Genomic DNA, 15,105 nt, shown 5'->3' with positions numbered 1-15,105 from the left:
CGTACGGTACAACGATGGCCACCGACACCGTCCTGCGTGAACTGCTCGTCCGGCAGCTCGACCACTGGCTGCCGGGGGCGCTGCACCGTTCCCGGCGGGCCACCCTCGCCCTGTCGTACCCCGATCCCGACGCCGCCGAGGCGGCGCTGCGGGTGGTGGCCGAGTTCGCCGACCGGCTGCGCGGGCGGCGGCTCACCGTCCTGGTGCTCGCCGGCGGTGGGCCCGACCTGCCGGCCCGGCTCGGTCCGGTCGAGGCGACGCTGCCGGCCGACGTGGCCGTGCACCTGGTCCCGGGGGACGCGTCCCGACTGCCGGTGGTGCTCAAGGCGGCCGGCGCGGCCGGCGCACCGCTGCTGACCATGGTGGACGCCGCGGCCGCCGAGCCGGCGCTGCTGGCCGCCGCGGCGACCGGTCGCCCGGCCGAGCTGCTGCTCAGCGCCCCCGCGCCGGTGTCGCTGCGGCCGGCCCTGACCGGCGCCGGCTTTGCGCTGGTCACCGAGGTCGAGCTGGTGCCGGCCGACGGGTCGCCGGCCCGGCGGGTGGCGTTCGGCACCGGGCTGGAGAAGAGCCTGGAGGCGTTCAAGGACGCGCTGTGGGAGGTCGACGAGTTCGCCGGGGTGCGCTACCGCGACCCCGCGGACCCGGCGGGCGGGCTGCTCGACATCGCCCTGCACCCCGAGCCGGGGCCGCTGCGCCGCGAGCTGCTGGCCGAGCTGGCCCGCTCCGGCCCGCGTACGGTCACCGAGCTGCGCCGGCACACCCTCACCGCGACCGTCTACCGGGCCGCGGACACCGTGGGCGCGCTCACCAGCCTGCTGCACTCCGGCGCGGTGCGCCGCGACCCGGAGCACGGCCGGCTCGGCGGCGACGTGCTGATCACCGCCGGCCCGGCCGCAGCCGCCCGGTCAACTGCTTGACCAGCACCGACGCGCCGGTGGCCACCACCGGGGATGCTGAACACCAGCTGCCCGCAGACCACCGCCCGGGCGACCTGCCCCTGGGCGCTCACGTCGCCGTAGTCGACGGTGGTCAGGGTGGCCAGCGCGAAGTAGAGCGCGCTGCGGACGCCGCCGCCAGCGGCGGAACGGCGAAGCCGCCGCCCGGGCCGGGGGCCGCGGGTACGGGCCGTCGAACGTCGAGCGGGGTGCCGGTGAATCACCGGCACCCCGCTCGACGTCGGGACGTCACGCCCGGTTCTTGTCCTGTTTCCAGGAGAGCGGCCCCGGCAGGTCGACGCGGTGCGCCTTGGCCTTGGAGTTCCAGGACCAGCGACCGATCTTGATGCTCCACGAGGAGAAGCCGTTCTCGGTGAAGTTCAGGATGATCGGCCCGTACTTCTTGCGCTTACGGAACATCAGACCCATCGTGGGCTCCCTTCGCCGTTCCCTGTCCTGCCCTGCTCTGACGCCACCGAACATGCCCGAACCGACGATTTGCGAAACACCGCCGTGAATCCGCTGTGGATGGTCATCGCAATCTCTACTCAGCAGGTAGGTGTTGCGGGGCGGTAAACGCAGATCAGCAAGGGATGCAACAAAGTCAGCGACGCGCATCTCATGCTGTGGAAGGGCGTTGACCGGGCTCGTGGCGGGCCGGCAGCATGGGCTCATGTCGCAGCGGGACGAGCTTCTTCTCACCGCTCGCGTGCACGTCGACCTGGTCCGGCACGCGAGCGCGCTCTGTTGAGCTGACGCCCACCGCCGTCCGCACCATCCCTTCACCGCCACACCGCACGGCCCGGCCCACGACGGCCCGGCGCCGCGCGCCGGCGTACCCCCGCGCCACCGGGCGCGGTCCTCCTCGTGCTCAGATCAGGAGACGTCCATGTCATCGTTCCGTCGCACCCTCGCCGCCGTCGCGGCCCTGCTCGCCCTGACCAGCGCCACCGCCTGCGGCGGCGACGCCGAGGCGCACGGCCAGACGAAGGAGCTGCGCTACCAAGGCTCGGTCGGCCTGGTCACCCTCCCCGAACTCGCCGCCGACCTCGGCTACCTCGGTGACGTGAAGCTGAAGTGGATCGGCAACGTCACCGGCGGCCCGCAGGACATCCAGGCCACCGCCACCGGGCAGAGCGACTTCGGCGGCGCGTTCAACGGCGCCATCGTCAAGCTCGCCACCGCCAACGCCCCGATCACCGCCGTGGTCAGCTACTACGGCTCGGACGCGCAGACCTTCCAGGGCTACTACGTCCTCGACGACAGCCCGATCCGCACCGCCCGCGACCTGATCGGCAAGAAGGTCGGCATGAACACCCTCGGCGCGCACGCCGAGGCGGTGCTGAAGATCTGGCTGGCCCGCAACGGGCTCAGCCCCGCCGAGATCGCCCAGGTCGAGCTGGTCGCCATCCCGCCGGTGAACTCCGAGCAGTCGCTACGGCAGCGGCAGATCGACGTCGCGGTGCTCGGCGGCGTGATCCGCGACAAGGCGGTCGCCAACGGCGGCGTCCGCACCATCTTCACCGACTACGAACTGCTCGGGGCGTTCAGCGGCGGCTCCTACGTCTTCCGCGACGACTTCCTCAAGCGCAACCCGGACACGGTGAAGACGTTCGTCAGCGGGGTCGGCCGGGCCATCGAGTGGGCCCGCAGCCAGCCCCGGGAGACCGTGGTGGCCCGACTGGAGGCGATCATCGCCAAGCGCGGCCGCAACGAGGACCCGGCGCTGGTGCGCTACTGGAAGAGCAGCGGCGTCGCCGGCAAGGGCGGCGTCATCACCGACCGGGAGTTCACCACCTGGATCGACTGGCTCGCCGACACCGGCGAACTCAAGGGCGACAAGCCGAAGCCCGGCGACATCTACACCAACAGGTACAACTCGTTCGCCTCCGGCGGGGGTGCGGCGTGAGCGACGACAAGGTCCGCTTCGACCGGGTCACCAAGACCTTCGGCGTCCGCGCCGGGCGGCGCGCGTCCGCCGGCGCGGTCACCGCCCTGGACCAGCTCACCCTCGGGGTACGCCCCGGCGAGTTCCTGGTCGTCGTCGGCCCCAGCGGCTGCGGCAAGTCCACCCTGCTCGACCTGCTCGGCGGGCTGTCCAGACCCACCTCCGGGGAGGTGCTGGTCGACGGCCGCCCGGTCACCGGGCCCGGCCTCGACCGGGGCATCGTCTTCCAGCAGTACGCGCTGCTGCCCTGGCGTACCGCCGCCGGCAACGTCGCGTTCGGACTGGAGGCCAAGGGCGTGCCCCGCGCCGAGCGGGCCCAGCTGGTCGCCCACCACCTGGACCTGGTCGGGCTCGGCGGGTTCGCCGAGCGCTACCCGCACGAACTGTCCGGCGGGATGAAGCAGCGGGTGGCGATCGCCCGCAGCCTCGCGTACGACCCGGACATCCTGCTGATGGACGAGCCGTTCGCCGCGCTGGACGCGCAGACCCGCGACTCGTTGCAGGACGAGCTGGTGCGGATCTGGCAGCGCACCGGCAAGACGATCGTGTTCATCACCCACGGCATCGACGAGGCGGTCTACCTCGGCCAGCGGGTCGCCGTGATGACCTCCCGCCCCGGGCGGATCAAGCAGGTCATCGAGATCGGCCTCGGTGACCGGAGCGCCATCGAGGACGTCCGCTCCTCCGACGCCTTCCGGCACCACCGACACGAGATCTGGACGCTGCTGCGCGACGAGGTGCGAGCCGCGCAGTCCGCCGAACGCCCCGCCGTCCGCGCCCCGGGGGCCGGCCGCCCCGCCGGCACCGGAGCCGACGGTGGTCGTACCCCCGCTGTCGCCGATGCCGACGCGGACCGCGCGGCGCCGGCGGCGACCCGAACCGAGGAGGCCCGCGTTGGTTGACATCGCCGAACGACCCACCCGGCTGGCGGTCCCCGCCGCCACGCCCCCGGCGGCGCCGGCCGTCGCCGGGCCCGCGCTGCCCGGTCGGCTGCTCGGCCTCGGCGGGCGGGCGCTGCACCGCAGCGCCGCGCTGCTCGCCCTCGCCGCCCTGTGGGAGACCGCGCCCCGGGTCGGCCTGGTCGACCGGGTCTTCCTGCCGCCGCTGTCGGAGGTGCTGGTGGCCTGGTGGGCGCTGCTGACCAGCGGGCAGCTCGCCGACCACGTCGGGGCCAGCCTCACCCGCTCGCTGACCGGGCTGGGGCTGGCCGTGCTCACCGCCATCCCGCTCGGGCTGCTGATCGGCTGGTACCGGCCGCTCGCCGACCTGCTCAGCCCGCTGCTGGAGGTGTTCCGCAACACCGCCGCGCTGGCGCTGCTGCCGGTCTTCGTGCTGATCCTCGGCCTGGGGGAGACCTCCAAGATCGCCCTGGTGCTCTACGCCTGCTCCTGGCCGATCCTGCTGAACACCATCGCCGGGGTGAAGGGCGTCGACCCGCTGCTGGTGCGCTCCGCCCGCTCGATGGGGCTCAACCACCTGCGGCTGTTCCAGAAGGTGATCCTGCCGGCGGCGGTGCCGACGGTCTTCACCGGCGTCCGGCTGGCCGGGGCGTACTCGATCCTCGTGCTGGTCGCCGCCGAGATGGTCGGCGCGAAGGCCGGGCTCGGCTACCTCGTCAACTACGCCCAGTACAACTTCGCGATCCCGGACATGTACGCCGGGATCATCACCATCTCCGCCATCGGCCTCGTCGTCAACCAGCTCCTCGTCGCCGTCGAACGCCGCTTCTCCACCTGGCGCGTCGACGTCACCGCCTGAGAGGAAACGCCATGTCCCGCACCCTGCACCTGAACGCATTCCTGATGGGCGTCGGCCACCACGAGGCGGCCTGGCGGCACCCGCGCACCGACCCGAGCCGGGTCGGCGACGTCCGGCACTTCCAGGAGCTGGCCCGGATCGCCGAACGCGGCACCCTCGACTCGGTCTTCCTCGCCGACGGGCTGGCCGTCGGGCCGGCCGTACGGCACAACATCCAGGCCGTCTTCGAACCGCTCACCCTGCTCGCCGCGCTGGCCACCGCGACCGACCACATCGGGCTGATCGCCACCGTCTCCACCACCTACAACGAGCCGTTCAACATCGCCCGCAAGTTCGCCTCGCTGGACCACCTCAGCGGCGGCCGGGCCGGCTGGAACATCGTCACCTCCGCGCAGTCCCGCGAGGCGTGGAACTTCAACCTCGACGAGCACCCCGCGCACGCCGACCGGTACCGGCGGGCCGCCGAGTTCGTCGACGTGGCGATCAAGCTCTGGGACAGCTGGGAGGACGACGCCCTCGTCCTGGACGCCGCGGCCGGGGTCTTCGCCGACACCGACCGGGTGCACGAGGTGGGCCACGCCGGCGAGGTGTTCAAGGTCCGCGGCCCGCTGAACACGCCCCGGCCGCCGCAGGGCCGGCCGTTGCTGGTGCAGGCCGGCTCATCTCCCGACGGCATCGCCTTCGCCGCCCGGTACGCCGAGGCGGTCTTCACCGCCCAGCAGACCCTCGCCGACGGCCAGGCCTTCTACGCCGCCCTCAAGCGGGCCACCACCGCCGCCGGCCGCGACCCGGACCTGGTCAAGGTGCTGCCCGGCATCGCCCCGGTGATCGGCGGTACGGAGGCAGAGGCGCAGGCCCTCGCCGCCGAGCTGGAGGCGCTGATCGTCCCCGAGCACGCCCTCGCCCAACTCTCCGGCATGACCGGGATCGATCTCAGCGGGTACCCGCTGGACGGGCCGCTGCCCGACCTGCCCGACGTGACCAGCGTCCAGGCCCACCAGAGCCGCTACCAGCTCGTCGTCGAGCTGGCCCGGCGGGAGCAGCTCACCCTGCGGCAGCTGATCGGCCGGCTCGGCGGCGGGCGCGGGCACCGGGTGGTGGCCGGCACCCCGGAGCAGATCGCCGACCAGATCGAGCTGTGGTTCACCGAGGGCGCCGCCGACGGCTTCAACGTGATGCCGCCGCTGCTGCCCAGCGGGCTGGCCGACTTCGTCGACCACGTGGTGCCGCTGCTGCGGGCCCGGGGGCTGTTCCGGCACGAGTACACCGGTCGGACGCTGCGCGAGCACTATGGGCTGCCCCGCCCGGCCAGCTCGTACGCCACCCGCGAGCTGGTGACGGCGTGAGCGCGAGGAGTGAGCCGGGGTTGCGAGCCCCGCAGTCGCGAGCTGAGGTGGCGGAGTGAGCGCCGACCTGCTGCCGGTGGACCGGGACCTGTTCCGGGGGCTGCTGCGCCGGCAGGCGTCCACCGTCACCGTGGTCACCGCCGTCGCCCGGGGCACCGACCCGGCCTGCCTGGGCGGAATCGGGGCGCCGCTGCGGGCCGGCTTCACCGCCACCTCGTTCACCTCCGTCTCGCTGGACCCGCCCCTGGTCTCGTTCTGCCTCGGCGTAGCCTCGTCGAGCTGGCCGGTGCTGGCCCGCGCCGAACACGTCGCGGTGCACCTGCTCGCCGCCGACCAGTCAGAGGCCGCCCGCATCTTCGCCACCAGCGGGATCGACCGGTTCGCCGCGTACCGGGGGTGGACGCCGGGGCCGTTCGGGGTGCCGCTGCTGGACGGGGTGCTGGGCCGGCTGCTCTGCCGGGTCGTGCACCGGGTGCCGGCCGGCGACCACACCGTCGTCATCGCCGAGCCGCTGACGCTGGCCGCCGGCGCCGACGCCGAGCCGCTGGTCTACCACCGGGGCGGCTACACCAGCACCGCCACGGCGGTGGCGGCGTGACGCGGGCGTCGGTGGCGGCGGATCTGCTGGCGCTGGACCGGGAGGCCCAGGACCTGCTCTTCCGGGCGGCCCGCACGGCGAACACGTTCACCGACGAGCCGGTCACCGACGCCCAGGTCGCCGCCATCCACGACCTGGTCCGGTACGGTCCGACCGCGCTCAACGGGCAGCCGCTGCGGGTGCTGCTGGTGCGCTCCGCCCCGGCGCGCGCCCGGCTGCTGCCGCACGTGTCCGCCGGCAACCGGGCCAAGACGGCCACCGCCCCGCTGGTCGCGGTGCTCGCCGCGGACGTGGACTTCCACCACCGGCTGCCGGAGCTGTTCCCGCACCGGCCGGCGGCGAAGGACTGGCTGGCCGACCGGGCGGAGCGGGTCGCCCAGGCCCGGTTCAACGCCACCCTCCAGGCCGGCTACTTCCTGCTCGGGGTGCGCGCCGCCGGGCTGGCCGCCGGGCCGATGGCCGGCTTCGACGCCGCCGGCGTGCGACGCGAGTTCTTCCCCGACGGCCGGCACGAGGTGCTGCTGCTGGTCAACATCGGCCGCCCGGGCCCGGACGCCTGGCACGACCGGCTGCCCCGGCTGGCCGCCGAGGAGGTGATCCGGACGCTGTGACTCCGAGGGCGCGCGCCGGCGCCGGCTCAGGCGGGCACCGGCGCGCGGTCGACGGCGAGGACCCGGGTCACGCTGCCGTCGTCCTCGGTGACGTCCCGCTGGTGGACGAAGCCGAGCTTGGCCAGCAGCGCCAGGGAGGCCGTGTTGGCCTCGGCGACGGTGGCGTGCACCCGGGTCAGGTCGAGGGTGTCGAAGCCGTACCGGACCAGGGCCCGGGCCAGCTCGGTGCCGAGGCCGGCACCCCAGGCCGGCTTCGCCAGGGCGTACACCACCTCGTGGCCGTCGACCTGGTCGGTGCGCTTGATCTCGGCGTGTCCGACGTACCGGCCGTCGCGGCGCACCGCCCACACGTCGAACAGGTCCTCGGCGTAGACCGTGGTGAACACCCGGCCGAACAGGGCGGCGGCGTCGGCGGGGGTCATCGGGCCGTCGCCCATGTACCGGGCCACCTCGGCGTCGCTGAGCAGGGCGACGAAGTCGTCGGCGTCGGCCGGGCGGTAGGGCTCCAGCAGCAGCCGGTCGGTGCGCAGGGTGGGGGTGGGCATCAGCGGGGCTCCCAGGCGTCGGGCAGAGCGGTCAGCTTTCGGACGTGTGCGGGCAGTCGGCCGCTGACCACCTCGGCGAGGCTGACCTCGTCGAGCACCTGCCGGACGGCGGCCCGCACGGCCACCCAGAGCCGGGGGAGGTTCTCCGCCGAACCCTCGTACCGGGTCTCCTCGGGGCGCAGGCCGCGCACCCCGGCCAGCGGGCCCTCCACGGCGCGCAGGATCGCCCCGACGGTGACCTCGCGGGGCGGCCGGGCCAGCGTGTAGCCGCCCTCCGCGCCGCGCTGGGCCCGCACGATGCCGGCCCGGCGCAGGTCGGCCAGGACGGCCTCCAGGAACTTGCGCGGCATGTCCTGCTCGGTGGCGATCGCCTGGGTGGACAGCAGCGAGGGGTACGCGGTGGCGAGGCTCAGCGCCGCCCGTACCGCGTAGTCGCCGCGCGCGGAGATCTGCACCCCGCCATCATGCCCGGCCGGCTCACTCCGCCGGGTCGGCGGGCCGACGCTGCCGGACGATCCGTCGCAGCGGCTGCTCCCGCGCGGCCCGGAACGCCCCCGGGCTCACCCCGACCTCGCGGGTGAAGAAGCGGCCGAAGTTGGTCGGCTCGGGGAAGCCCAGCCGGCGACCGATCCGGGCCACCGGCTCGTCGGTGGCGGCCAGCAGCCGGCTGGCCTGGAGCGCGACCCGCTCGTCCACCACCTGCTTGGCGCTGCGCCCGGTCACCGCCAGGCAGGCCCGGGTCAGGGTACGCACGGAGCAGCCCAGCTGAGCGGCGTAGTCCTCGACCCGGCGGGTGTGCTGGTAGCCGCGCTCGATCTCCCGGCACAGCCGGTGGAAGGTGGCCAGCTCCGACCGGTGCGGCCCGCCGTCGGCGCCGCCGGGGCGGTCGGTGGGGAGCAGCGCCAGGCGCAGCAGCAGCACGGCCAGCTCGTGGCGGAGCAGCGCCCGGGCGGCCGGGTTGGCGCGGTGCCGGCGACTGTCCACCGCCAACTGGCTGACCTCGTTGATCACCGCGTCCTCGTCCTCGCCGGCGAGCTGGTGGTGGGTCGGCACGGCGTCCGGGTCGACGTCCAGGCCGCGCAGCGTCTCGCCGCGCCAGCGCACCACCGTCGCGTCGAGCTGCGGGGTGCAGCGCAGCACCTGGCCGGGGCTGGCCCGCAGCAGCGTGCCCGGCCGGCAGGGCAGCGGGCGGAAGTCCAGCTCGGCCGTGCCGTGGCCGCCGGTGACCAGGATCAGCAGATCCGCGTCGAGCAGGGTCGGGCGGCGCCACCCGGGCTCGCGGGCGAGGTCACCGAGGTCGAGCAGGTCGATCTCGGGGGTGGGCAGGTCGGGGCGGGTTGCCGGGGAGAGCTGACCGGAAGGGACCATCACCTGCGACGGTAACCGGAGGTGGAGGCAGTCGCATCCCGGCGACGGGACCGCGGTGTCGCGTACGCGGGGTTGTCCCCGGTCGGGGGCCCGGTTACGTTACCGATCGGTAGGTCCACCGACTCGTGAGGGATGGGCATGACGGAGCTGTTCTCGGTCGCCGACAAGACGGTCCTGGTCACCGGCGGCACGCGGGGGATCGGGCTGATGATCGCCCGGGGCTTCGTGCAGGCCGGCGCCCGAGTGATCGTCTCCTCCCGCAAGGCCGACGTCTGCGAGGCGGTGGCCAAGGAGCTCTCCGCCGAGGGGCGGTGCGAGGGCGTGCCGGCCGACCTGAGCCACGACGCGGGGGCCGAGGGGCTCGCCGCAGCCGTGCGGGAGCGCACCGGCGACCGGCTCGACGTGCTGGTCAACAACGCGGGCGCGACCTGGGGCGCGCCGCTGGAGGCGTACCCGGAGAGCGCGTTCGACAAGCTCTGGGCGGTGAACGTCAAGGCGGTCTTCCGGCTCACCACCGCGCTGCTGCCGGCGCTGCGCGCCGCGGCCAGCGCCGACGACCCGGCCCGGGTGATCAACATCGGCTCGGTCGACGGCATCCGGGTGCCGTTCATGGAGGTGTACGCCTACTCGGCCACCAAGGCGGCGGTGCACATGCTGACCCGCAGCCTGGCCCACCAACTGGCCGGTGAGCAGATCACGGTCAACGCGATCGCCCCGGGCCCGTTCGAGAGCAAGATGATGGCGTTCGCCCTGCAGAACCCGGCGTCCCGTTCGGCGATCGAACAGCAGGTGCCGCTGGGCCGGATCGGCCGCCCGGAGGACATGGCGGGCACGGCGATCTACCTGTCGTCGCGCGCCGGGGCGTACCTGACCGGCGCGGTGATTCCCGTCGACGGCGGCCTCACCACGCACGGCTGAGGCGTACCCGTCGCGGGTGAGCCGGAGCCGCGCGGACTCGGCAGATCCACGCGGCTCCGATCGGATGGGTCAGCGGCCGGCGAGCAGCCGGTTCACCGCCGTGTCGACGTCGAGGTGCTCGGCCTCACGGCCGCGCGGGACGACGACGTAGGTCCGCCGCAGGAAGCGCACCAGCACGCTGCGTGGCACCTCGAAGAGCGCGTTGCCGTCGGGTGACGACAGCGCCAGCGCGACGAAGTCGCCGCGCGGGGTGGCCCAGGGCCAGACCCGGACGTCGCCGATGCCGGCCGGTTCGTCGAGACCGGTCACCAGCAGTTCGCGGGCGAAGGACCAACTGACGGCCTCGCCACCGGCGGATTCGGCGTGGAACAGGACATGGACCGCATACGGGTCAGCAGGGTCGTAACGCAGACTGGCACGCACCGGCAAGGCGGTGGCGTCAGGTGCGACGAGCCTTAGCGACGTCTCGACCTCTACGGTCGTCGGTCGGATGACACTCATGGACGTTCTCCCCCCGGCACCGCTGCGGAACGCGCGTGTCCCGCTTTTCCCATACTCAGGTGCTACTCCTGGCTACGCTCCGCCATACGCTGACTTCACCCAGTGGTGGGAAGTGCCTCGGAAGCGCCGCCAGAATGTGAAACTTCTTGTACGATTTCCGGTCTGCCCAGTGCGTGATCCCGCCCGGCGTCGGGTGGCTCAGTCGTCGACTTACTCCGGTAACGTCCAGTGGTCTGCGCAAGTGACGGGCCGGGGCGACACTGGGGGGTGAAATGGTCACGAACCGATCCTCAATGGATGCGGCGACCGCGACCGACTCACCGAAAGTAGGGGTCCGAGCAGCCGAAAGGCGGGGGAACGCGGTGCCGAAGGATCAGCACGACGGGACCGGCCGGCCTGCCGCCGGCGGCCGCTCCGGTCGAGGTCGCGCGCCTGCCCGCGGCGCCGCCTCGCGCCCCGTCCGGGCCGGTGGCGCCGGCCGTCCCACCCGTGGTTCCGGTGGCGCCGGCACCGCCCTTGCTGATCGCCCGCCGACCGGCTTCCGGCAGCGGGTCCGGACCAGTCTCGACCTGATCCGCGCCAACCCCACCGGCCGGGTCGCACTCAAGATCTTCATCGCGATCGCCGGGGCGCTGGTGGTCACCGTCGGCCTCGCCCTGATCCCGCTGCCCGGCCCCGGCTGGCTGATCGTGATCGGCGGCCTCGCCATCTGGGCCGTCGAGTTCCACTGGGCCCGCCGGCTGCTCGCCTTCACCCGACGGCACGTCCATGCCTGGACCCGCTGGGCCACCTCCCGGTCCCTGCCGGTACGCGTCGCCCTCGGATCCGTCGGCCTGATCTTCGTCGCCACGGTGGTGTGGCTCTCGCTCAAGTACAGCCTCGGCATCGACCTGGTGGCCCGGCTGCTGCACTACCTCGCCACGCACTGACCGGGGTTGCGGCACCGGGGTGCGGGGAGCGGGCGGGCCGGGGTGCGGCGCGCGGGACCCGGATTTCCGGTCCGCTCACACGATCAGGTAGAGTCATCGGCGCTGAGGGCGATTAGCTCAGCGGGAGAGCGCTTCGTTCACACCGAAGAGGTCACTGGTTCGATCCCAGTATCGCCCACCATTGAAGTAACGCAGAAGAGCCACCCTCGGAAGAGGGTGGCTCTTGCTGATTCCATCGTCAGTTGTCGTTGGGCGTCAGCGGATCGTCAGCGAACGCGTCGCGGATGCGTTGATCCCGCCCGTCCGACCGATGGGTGTAAAGGTTCAAAGTCGTTGACGGCTTCTCGTGGCCCATCACCGCCTGGACGTCGTTGACCGGGACTCCGCGCGACACCAGCTCCGTCGCGTACGAGTGCCGCAGGTCATGGAAGCGAAGTCCGCCCGGCGCCTTCTTCGCCACGTGCGCGACCGCGTCCCGTTCGGTGGTGAACTCCGCGGTGCGCTTGACGCCTTCCAGATCGACCCAGGCTGCGCGCCACTTGAAGTGGCCCAGGCGGCTCACGTCTCCGAGCAGCCCGGCGCGGACGAGCGATGGCCGCCAGACGCGAGCCCGGAACAGGGTTCGACGCAGCGGACCAGCGGACGAGTTGGTGAACACCTCACCGCGAGGACCGGGCGGGAACGCCTCATGATAAGCGGCCAGCAGGTCGACGGCGAAGTCCGCCACCGGGACGGTACGCCGGCCAGCCCGCGACTTCGGATACGGCTTGATCGTCACTGTGCCGGCCACCTCGACGGCGACCCGGACCACCTCGACCGTCTTCGCGGCCAGGTCGAGCGACTCCCAGCGGAGCCCGGTGCACTCACCCCACCGCAGCCCGGTGCCGCCGGCCAGGGCGACCAGCGCCCGATATCGGTCGGGGACGGCTGGCAGGAGCCGAGCAACCAAATCCGCGCGGGTCAGCACGTGCCCGTCGGTGTCCTTCTTCCGCCGTGACGGCACCTTGACGCCCTCGCACGGATCGGCGCCGATGAGCCGATCACGAACCGCGGCGCGGAGGACGGCTGACAGCAGCCGGTAGCACTCGGCCACGGTGGCAGGGGATCGGCGGGTGCCGAGGTCCGTCACCCAGTGCTGAACGGCGAGGTGATCGATGCGGGACAGGGGCACGTCCGACCAGCGCGGCAGGACGTGGGTTCGCAGGATCGAGGCGTCCCGCGCCCTTGTGGTCAGCTCGTCGTTGCGGGACTCGCGCCACCGTTCCGCGTACTTCCCGAACAGCAGGCGGCCGGCGTGCGGGTCGACGTACCCGCCACGGGCGATGGCGGTTTCCGTCTCGGCCAGGAAGGCCGCCGCCTGCCGTCGAGTCGGGAAGGTCTTGGCCTTCTGCCGGCCGCTCGCGTCACGCCAGTTGGCGCGGAAGGTGCCCGCAGGCGTCTTGACGATGTGTCCCATCAGGCCCAGCTCTCCGGGCCGTCGGCCTGGTCGGTGGCCTCATTGAGCCAGTCGTGAAATCGCTTCTTGGGGATGACCCACCGTCCGCCGAGCTTGCGGGCGGGTATCTCGCCCTCGCGGACCAGGGCGTAGGTACTGCCCAGAGAGAGGGAGAGCAGCCGGGCGACCTCGCGGACGGAGTAGACGGCCCGGCTGTCGCCGCTGCGCAGGAGCCGGCCGGACAGGTCGGGACCGGTGGGCGGGCGAGTGGCGGTGGGGATGGTGGCGCGTTCCATGGTTCCTCCGGTCAGGACGTGGGGCGGTCGACGGTGCTGTGGACGGTGGTGGCAGCGCGGTCTCTCGCGGCGAGGATCGCGGCCTTCCACTGGGCGCGTTGGGACAGCGCCCGTAGGAGTCGGTGTTGCAGGGGTGGGATGTCGGGGTCGTCTGGGCGCGCGAGTTCCCAGGCGTAGGTGGGCGCGGCGTCCTGGTCGACGGGGTCGGTGTCGTCGGCGCCGGTGGTGACGCCGAGGAGGTTGCGGACCCAGGCGCGGGCGTCGGCGCGGTGGTCGGCGAGGGTTTTGCCGGACCAGTCGCGGGAGACGAGGATGCGTCGGCCGCCGATGCCGAGGGTGGCGCGTTGGTGGACCTTGCCCTTGCAGCGCCCTGCTTGCAGGCGCCCGTGGGCCTTCTTCGGCTGGACGCCGTAGAGCAACCAGTTGGCGCACCGCTCGTTGCACGGCGTGACCCGGAGCTGTTGCCAGAGCCGGTCGAGGTGGTCGCGCTGCCGGTCGGTCTCCGTCTTGTGGCAGTCGGCCGCGCTCTTGGTGATGTACTTCGTGATGTAGCCGATGGTCCGGTTGGCGTGGACGGTGCCGGGGGTGACGCCTTCGGCGTGGACCTGGGTGCCGAAGCGGACGACGTGCGCGGGCTGCGCGTCGGGGTCGGTGTCGATGAGGTCCAGGGCGTCAGGCCACGAAGTCAGCGGTTCGCGGGTGTCGGGGTCGACCCACTCGGCGCGGTCGCCGTCCCAGACCGGGGGCCGGTCGAGGGTGTAGACGGGTTCGTCGGCGGGGGGCCACCAGACTTGGTGGTAGGTGGCGGCGGCGACCTGGCGCAGCACTGCTCGGGGGATGGTGCCGCGGATGGCGAAGTGTGCGTGTGGGGCGAGGCGGCGTTGGGGCTCGACGCAGCCGGCGTACTGGACGTTCCAGCCGACGCAGCGGCGCAGGTTCTGCCAGAACCGGTCGAGCAGCCGGGCGAAGTGCACCGCGTCCCAGGCGGCCCGGCGGTAGTCGTAGGTGTCGGGGTCGACGGGGGTGCCGTCGGGCAGGACCCGGCCGTAGGAGTCGAGGGTGAGCGACAGCCACATGGACGGCCGGTGCTCGGTGCCGTCCGGCGCGGTGTAGACCTTCCCGAGGGTGCGCGGCTCGACTTTCTTGCGGGGCAGGTCCGGGGCGTCCTGGCGGCGGCGGGTGGACCGCTTGCGGCGCCCGCCGTGCTCGCCTTCCTCCCCGTAGTCATGGGGTGGGGCGACCTGACCGCGCAGGCCCTCGGCGGCGATGGCTTCTTCGACTTCGGTGATGGCTTGGTCGATGGCGGGGAGCTGGTCGAACTGGGCGGCGCGTTGGGCGTCGTCGCGGGCGAATTCCAGGTGCGCCCGTAGCAGGATCAGCTCTCGTTGCGCGTCGGTGGCCGGGTTGGGGCCGGGGGCGGGTTCGTCGGTGCGGTGCCAGCCCTCGCGGATCTGCGTCTGCCGAAGCCGCCGAGCACGCTGGGCGCAGGGCGGGCATTTGTCTTCCCGGGTCGACCCGCAGGGCAGGTCGATGACCTCGGTCTGGCCGGTGTGCAGGTCGGTGCGGCGCAGGGTGACCGGGCGCAGGCAGACGCCGTACTCGGCGGCCATCTCCTTCAGCACCTGGCGGGACATGGGCAGCGCCATGCGGGCAGCGCGAGAGCCAGCCGCCGGCGCATCGACGGTGCCCGGGACGACGACGGGCGGGGCGGTGTCGGGGGTGAGGCCGGGCAAGGTGGGTGCGGTCAACGGGTCACCTCCGGAAGGTCGAACAGCGCGGGTTGGGTCGGGGCGAGCGGGGTGGAGCGGGACGGGCCGACGCGGCTGGCCCAGCGGTGCGCCGCGGCTTCATGTCGTGGACAGGCGACCTCGGCGCGGTAGCGGCCGGTGCCGGGACGGCCGGCTTCGATGAGGGCGG

At 73.1% G+C, this 15,105-nt stretch carries 18 protein-coding genes and 1 tRNA gene; 11 read left to right on the top strand and 8 right to left on the bottom strand.

The features are described 5' to 3' along the window. The first annotated feature begins 14 nt into the window (after positions 1–14). Positions 15–917, top strand: a complete 903-nt coding sequence (locus tag ACTMTB_RS28735; RefSeq protein ID WP_441149299.1) for a hypothetical protein — start codon at positions 15–17, stop codon at positions 915–917. Between the two features lie 267 nt (positions 918–1,184). Here ACTMTB_RS28735 and ACTMTB_RS28730 read toward each other — a convergent pair whose 3' ends face one another. Beyond that, the gene (locus ACTMTB_RS28730; protein WP_334574726.1) at positions 1,185–1,364 is read right to left on the bottom strand and encodes a DUF4236 domain-containing protein; all 180 of its coding nucleotides are present in this window, start codon (positions 1,362–1,364) and stop codon (positions 1,185–1,187) included. Positions 1,365–1,608: 244 nt separating this feature from the next. Here ACTMTB_RS28730 and ACTMTB_RS28725 point away from each other — a divergent pair, with 244 nt between their 5' ends. The 7 genes from ACTMTB_RS28725 (at position 1,609) to ACTMTB_RS28695 (ending at position 7,196) form a co-directional block, all read left to right on the top strand. Further along, the gene (locus ACTMTB_RS28725; protein ID WP_349881247.1) at positions 1,609–1,686 is read left to right on the top strand and encodes a putative leader peptide; all 78 of its coding nucleotides are present in this window, start codon (positions 1,609–1,611) and stop codon (positions 1,684–1,686) included. Positions 1,687–1,824: 138 nt separating this feature from the next. Next, positions 1,825–2,844 (top strand): ABC transporter substrate-binding protein, encoded by a 1,020-nt coding sequence (locus tag ACTMTB_RS28720; RefSeq protein ID WP_441149298.1) that lies wholly within the window; start codon positions 1,825–1,827, stop codon positions 2,842–2,844. Beyond that, positions 2,841–3,785: an ABC transporter ATP-binding protein gene (locus tag ACTMTB_RS28715; RefSeq protein WP_441149297.1), complete on the top strand. Its 945-nt coding sequence runs from the start codon at positions 2,841–2,843 to the stop codon at positions 3,783–3,785. Before ACTMTB_RS28720 ends, ACTMTB_RS28715 begins: the two co-directional genes overlap by 4 nt. Continuing rightward, positions 3,778–4,641, top strand: coding sequence for an ABC transporter permease (locus ACTMTB_RS28710; protein ID WP_441149296.1), 864 nt, complete (start codon positions 3,778–3,780; stop codon positions 4,639–4,641). Before ACTMTB_RS28715 ends, ACTMTB_RS28710 begins: the two co-directional genes overlap by 8 nt. 11 nt (positions 4,642–4,652) lie before the next feature. After that, the gene (locus ACTMTB_RS28705) at positions 4,653–5,987 is read left to right on the top strand and encodes an LLM class flavin-dependent oxidoreductase (RefSeq protein ID WP_441149295.1); all 1,335 of its coding nucleotides are present in this window, start codon (positions 4,653–4,655) and stop codon (positions 5,985–5,987) included. Between the two features lie 55 nt (positions 5,988–6,042). Beyond that, positions 6,043–6,585, top strand: a complete 543-nt coding sequence (locus ACTMTB_RS28700; RefSeq protein WP_441149294.1) for a flavin reductase family protein — start codon at positions 6,043–6,045, stop codon at positions 6,583–6,585. Then, entirely contained in the window at positions 6,582–7,196 is a 615-nt protein-coding gene (locus tag ACTMTB_RS28695) for a malonic semialdehyde reductase (RefSeq protein ID WP_441149293.1), read from the top strand. Before ACTMTB_RS28700 ends, ACTMTB_RS28695 begins: the two co-directional genes overlap by 4 nt. A gap of 26 nt (positions 7,197–7,222) precedes the next feature. Here the strand turns inward: ACTMTB_RS28695 and ACTMTB_RS28690 are convergent, their stop codons facing one another. The 3 genes from ACTMTB_RS28690 to ACTMTB_RS28680 are packed head-to-tail and all read right to left on the bottom strand — an operon-like array spanning position 7,223 to position 9,109. Next, positions 7,223–7,741 carry a GNAT family N-acetyltransferase gene (locus ACTMTB_RS28690; protein ID WP_441149292.1) on the bottom strand — a complete coding sequence of 173 codons (519 nt, stop codon included), beginning with the start codon at positions 7,739–7,741 and terminating at the stop codon, positions 7,223–7,225. Continuing rightward, positions 7,741–8,196 (bottom strand): RrF2 family transcriptional regulator, encoded by a 456-nt coding sequence (locus tag ACTMTB_RS28685; protein WP_154943001.1) that lies wholly within the window; start codon positions 8,194–8,196, stop codon positions 7,741–7,743. Before ACTMTB_RS28685 ends, ACTMTB_RS28690 begins: the two co-directional genes overlap by 1 nt. A 22-nt stretch (positions 8,197–8,218) precedes the next feature. Then, a complete protein-coding gene (locus ACTMTB_RS28680; protein WP_441149291.1) occupies positions 8,219–9,109 on the bottom strand; it encodes a helix-turn-helix transcriptional regulator in 891 nt (296 codons plus the stop codon). 138 nt (positions 9,110–9,247) lie between these two features. Between ACTMTB_RS28680 and ACTMTB_RS28675 the strand changes: the two genes are divergently transcribed. Further along, positions 9,248–10,027, top strand: coding sequence for an SDR family oxidoreductase (locus tag ACTMTB_RS28675; protein ID WP_441149290.1), 780 nt, complete (start codon positions 9,248–9,250; stop codon positions 10,025–10,027). 69 nt (positions 10,028–10,096) lie between these two features. Here the strand turns inward: ACTMTB_RS28675 and ACTMTB_RS28670 are convergent, their stop codons facing one another. Beyond that, positions 10,097–10,528: an SsgA family sporulation/cell division regulator gene (locus ACTMTB_RS28670; RefSeq protein ID WP_007457244.1), complete on the bottom strand. Its 432-nt coding sequence runs from the start codon at positions 10,526–10,528 to the stop codon at positions 10,097–10,099. Positions 10,529–10,821: 293 nt separating this feature from the next. Here ACTMTB_RS28670 and ACTMTB_RS28665 point away from each other — a divergent pair, with 293 nt between their 5' ends. Next, entirely contained in the window at positions 10,822–11,457 is a 636-nt protein-coding gene (locus ACTMTB_RS28665) for a TIGR02611 family protein (protein WP_441149289.1), read from the top strand. Between the two features lie 106 nt (positions 11,458–11,563). Continuing rightward, a tRNA-Val gene (locus tag ACTMTB_RS28660) sits at positions 11,564–11,638 on the top strand. A 57-nt stretch (positions 11,639–11,695) separates the two neighbouring features. Here ACTMTB_RS28660 and ACTMTB_RS28655 read toward each other — a convergent pair. From ACTMTB_RS28655 to ACTMTB_RS28645, 3 genes are read right to left on the bottom strand one after another with little or no spacing between them, the layout of a single operon-like run. Then, entirely contained in the window at positions 11,696–12,913 is a 1,218-nt protein-coding gene (locus ACTMTB_RS28655; RefSeq protein ID WP_441149288.1) for a tyrosine-type recombinase/integrase, read from the bottom strand. Next, the gene (locus ACTMTB_RS28650; RefSeq protein ID WP_441149287.1) at positions 12,913–13,188 is read right to left on the bottom strand and encodes a helix-turn-helix domain-containing protein; all 276 of its coding nucleotides are present in this window, start codon (positions 13,186–13,188) and stop codon (positions 12,913–12,915) included. Before ACTMTB_RS28650 ends, ACTMTB_RS28655 begins: the two co-directional genes overlap by 1 nt. Before the next feature lie 11 nt (positions 13,189–13,199). Then, positions 13,200–14,936, bottom strand: coding sequence for a replication initiator (locus ACTMTB_RS28645; protein WP_441149286.1), 1,737 nt, complete (start codon positions 14,934–14,936; stop codon positions 13,200–13,202). Between the last annotated feature and the right edge of the window lie 169 nt (positions 14,937–15,105).

The sequence above is a fragment of the Micromonospora sp. L32 genome (genome assembly GCF_052068055.1).
GTDB lineage: Bacteria > Actinomycetota > Actinomycetes > Mycobacteriales > Micromonosporaceae > Micromonospora > Micromonospora purpureochromogenes.
The sequence above is the reverse complement of the archived record's forward strand: the minus strand, read 5'-3'. Positions and strand labels throughout refer to the sequence as shown.

What these genes read in the sequence shown, in the direction of transcription:
- ACTMTB_RS28665 (WP_441149289.1), top strand. Translation starts at nt 10,822, where the DNA reads ATGGATGCGGCGACCGCGACCGACTCACCGAAAGTAGGGGTCCGAGCA.
- ACTMTB_RS28675 (WP_441149290.1), top strand. Translation starts at nt 9,248, where the DNA reads ATGACGGAGCTGTTCTCGGTCGCCGACAAGACGGTCCTGGTCACCGGC.
- ACTMTB_RS28680 (WP_441149291.1), bottom strand. Translation starts at nt 9,109, where the DNA reads ATGGTCCCTTCCGGTCAGCTCTCCCCGGCAACCCGCCCCGACCTGCCC.
- ACTMTB_RS28705 (WP_441149295.1), top strand. Translation starts at nt 4,653, where the DNA reads ATGTCCCGCACCCTGCACCTGAACGCATTCCTGATGGGCGTCGGCCAC.
- ACTMTB_RS28670 (WP_007457244.1), bottom strand. Translation starts at nt 10,528, where the DNA reads ATGAGTGTCATCCGACCGACGACCGTAGAGGTCGAGACGTCGCTAAGG.
- ACTMTB_RS28690 (WP_441149292.1), bottom strand. Translation starts at nt 7,741, where the DNA reads ATGCCCACCCCCACCCTGCGCACCGACCGGCTGCTGCTGGAGCCCTAC.
- ACTMTB_RS28725 (WP_349881247.1), top strand. Translation starts at nt 1,609, where the DNA reads ATGTCGCAGCGGGACGAGCTTCTTCTCACCGCTCGCGTGCACGTCGAC.
- ACTMTB_RS28730 (WP_334574726.1), bottom strand. Translation starts at nt 1,364, where the DNA reads ATGGGTCTGATGTTCCGTAAGCGCAAGAAGTACGGGCCGATCATCCTG.
- ACTMTB_RS28655 (WP_441149288.1), bottom strand. Translation starts at nt 12,913, where the DNA reads ATGGGACACATCGTCAAGACGCCTGCGGGCACCTTCCGCGCCAACTGG.
- ACTMTB_RS28650 (WP_441149287.1), bottom strand. Translation starts at nt 13,188, where the DNA reads ATGGAACGCGCCACCATCCCCACCGCCACTCGCCCGCCCACCGGTCCC.
- ACTMTB_RS28735 (WP_441149299.1), top strand. Translation starts at nt 15, where the DNA reads ATGGCCACCGACACCGTCCTGCGTGAACTGCTCGTCCGGCAGCTCGAC.
- ACTMTB_RS28720 (WP_441149298.1), top strand. Translation starts at nt 1,825, where the DNA reads ATGTCATCGTTCCGTCGCACCCTCGCCGCCGTCGCGGCCCTGCTCGCC.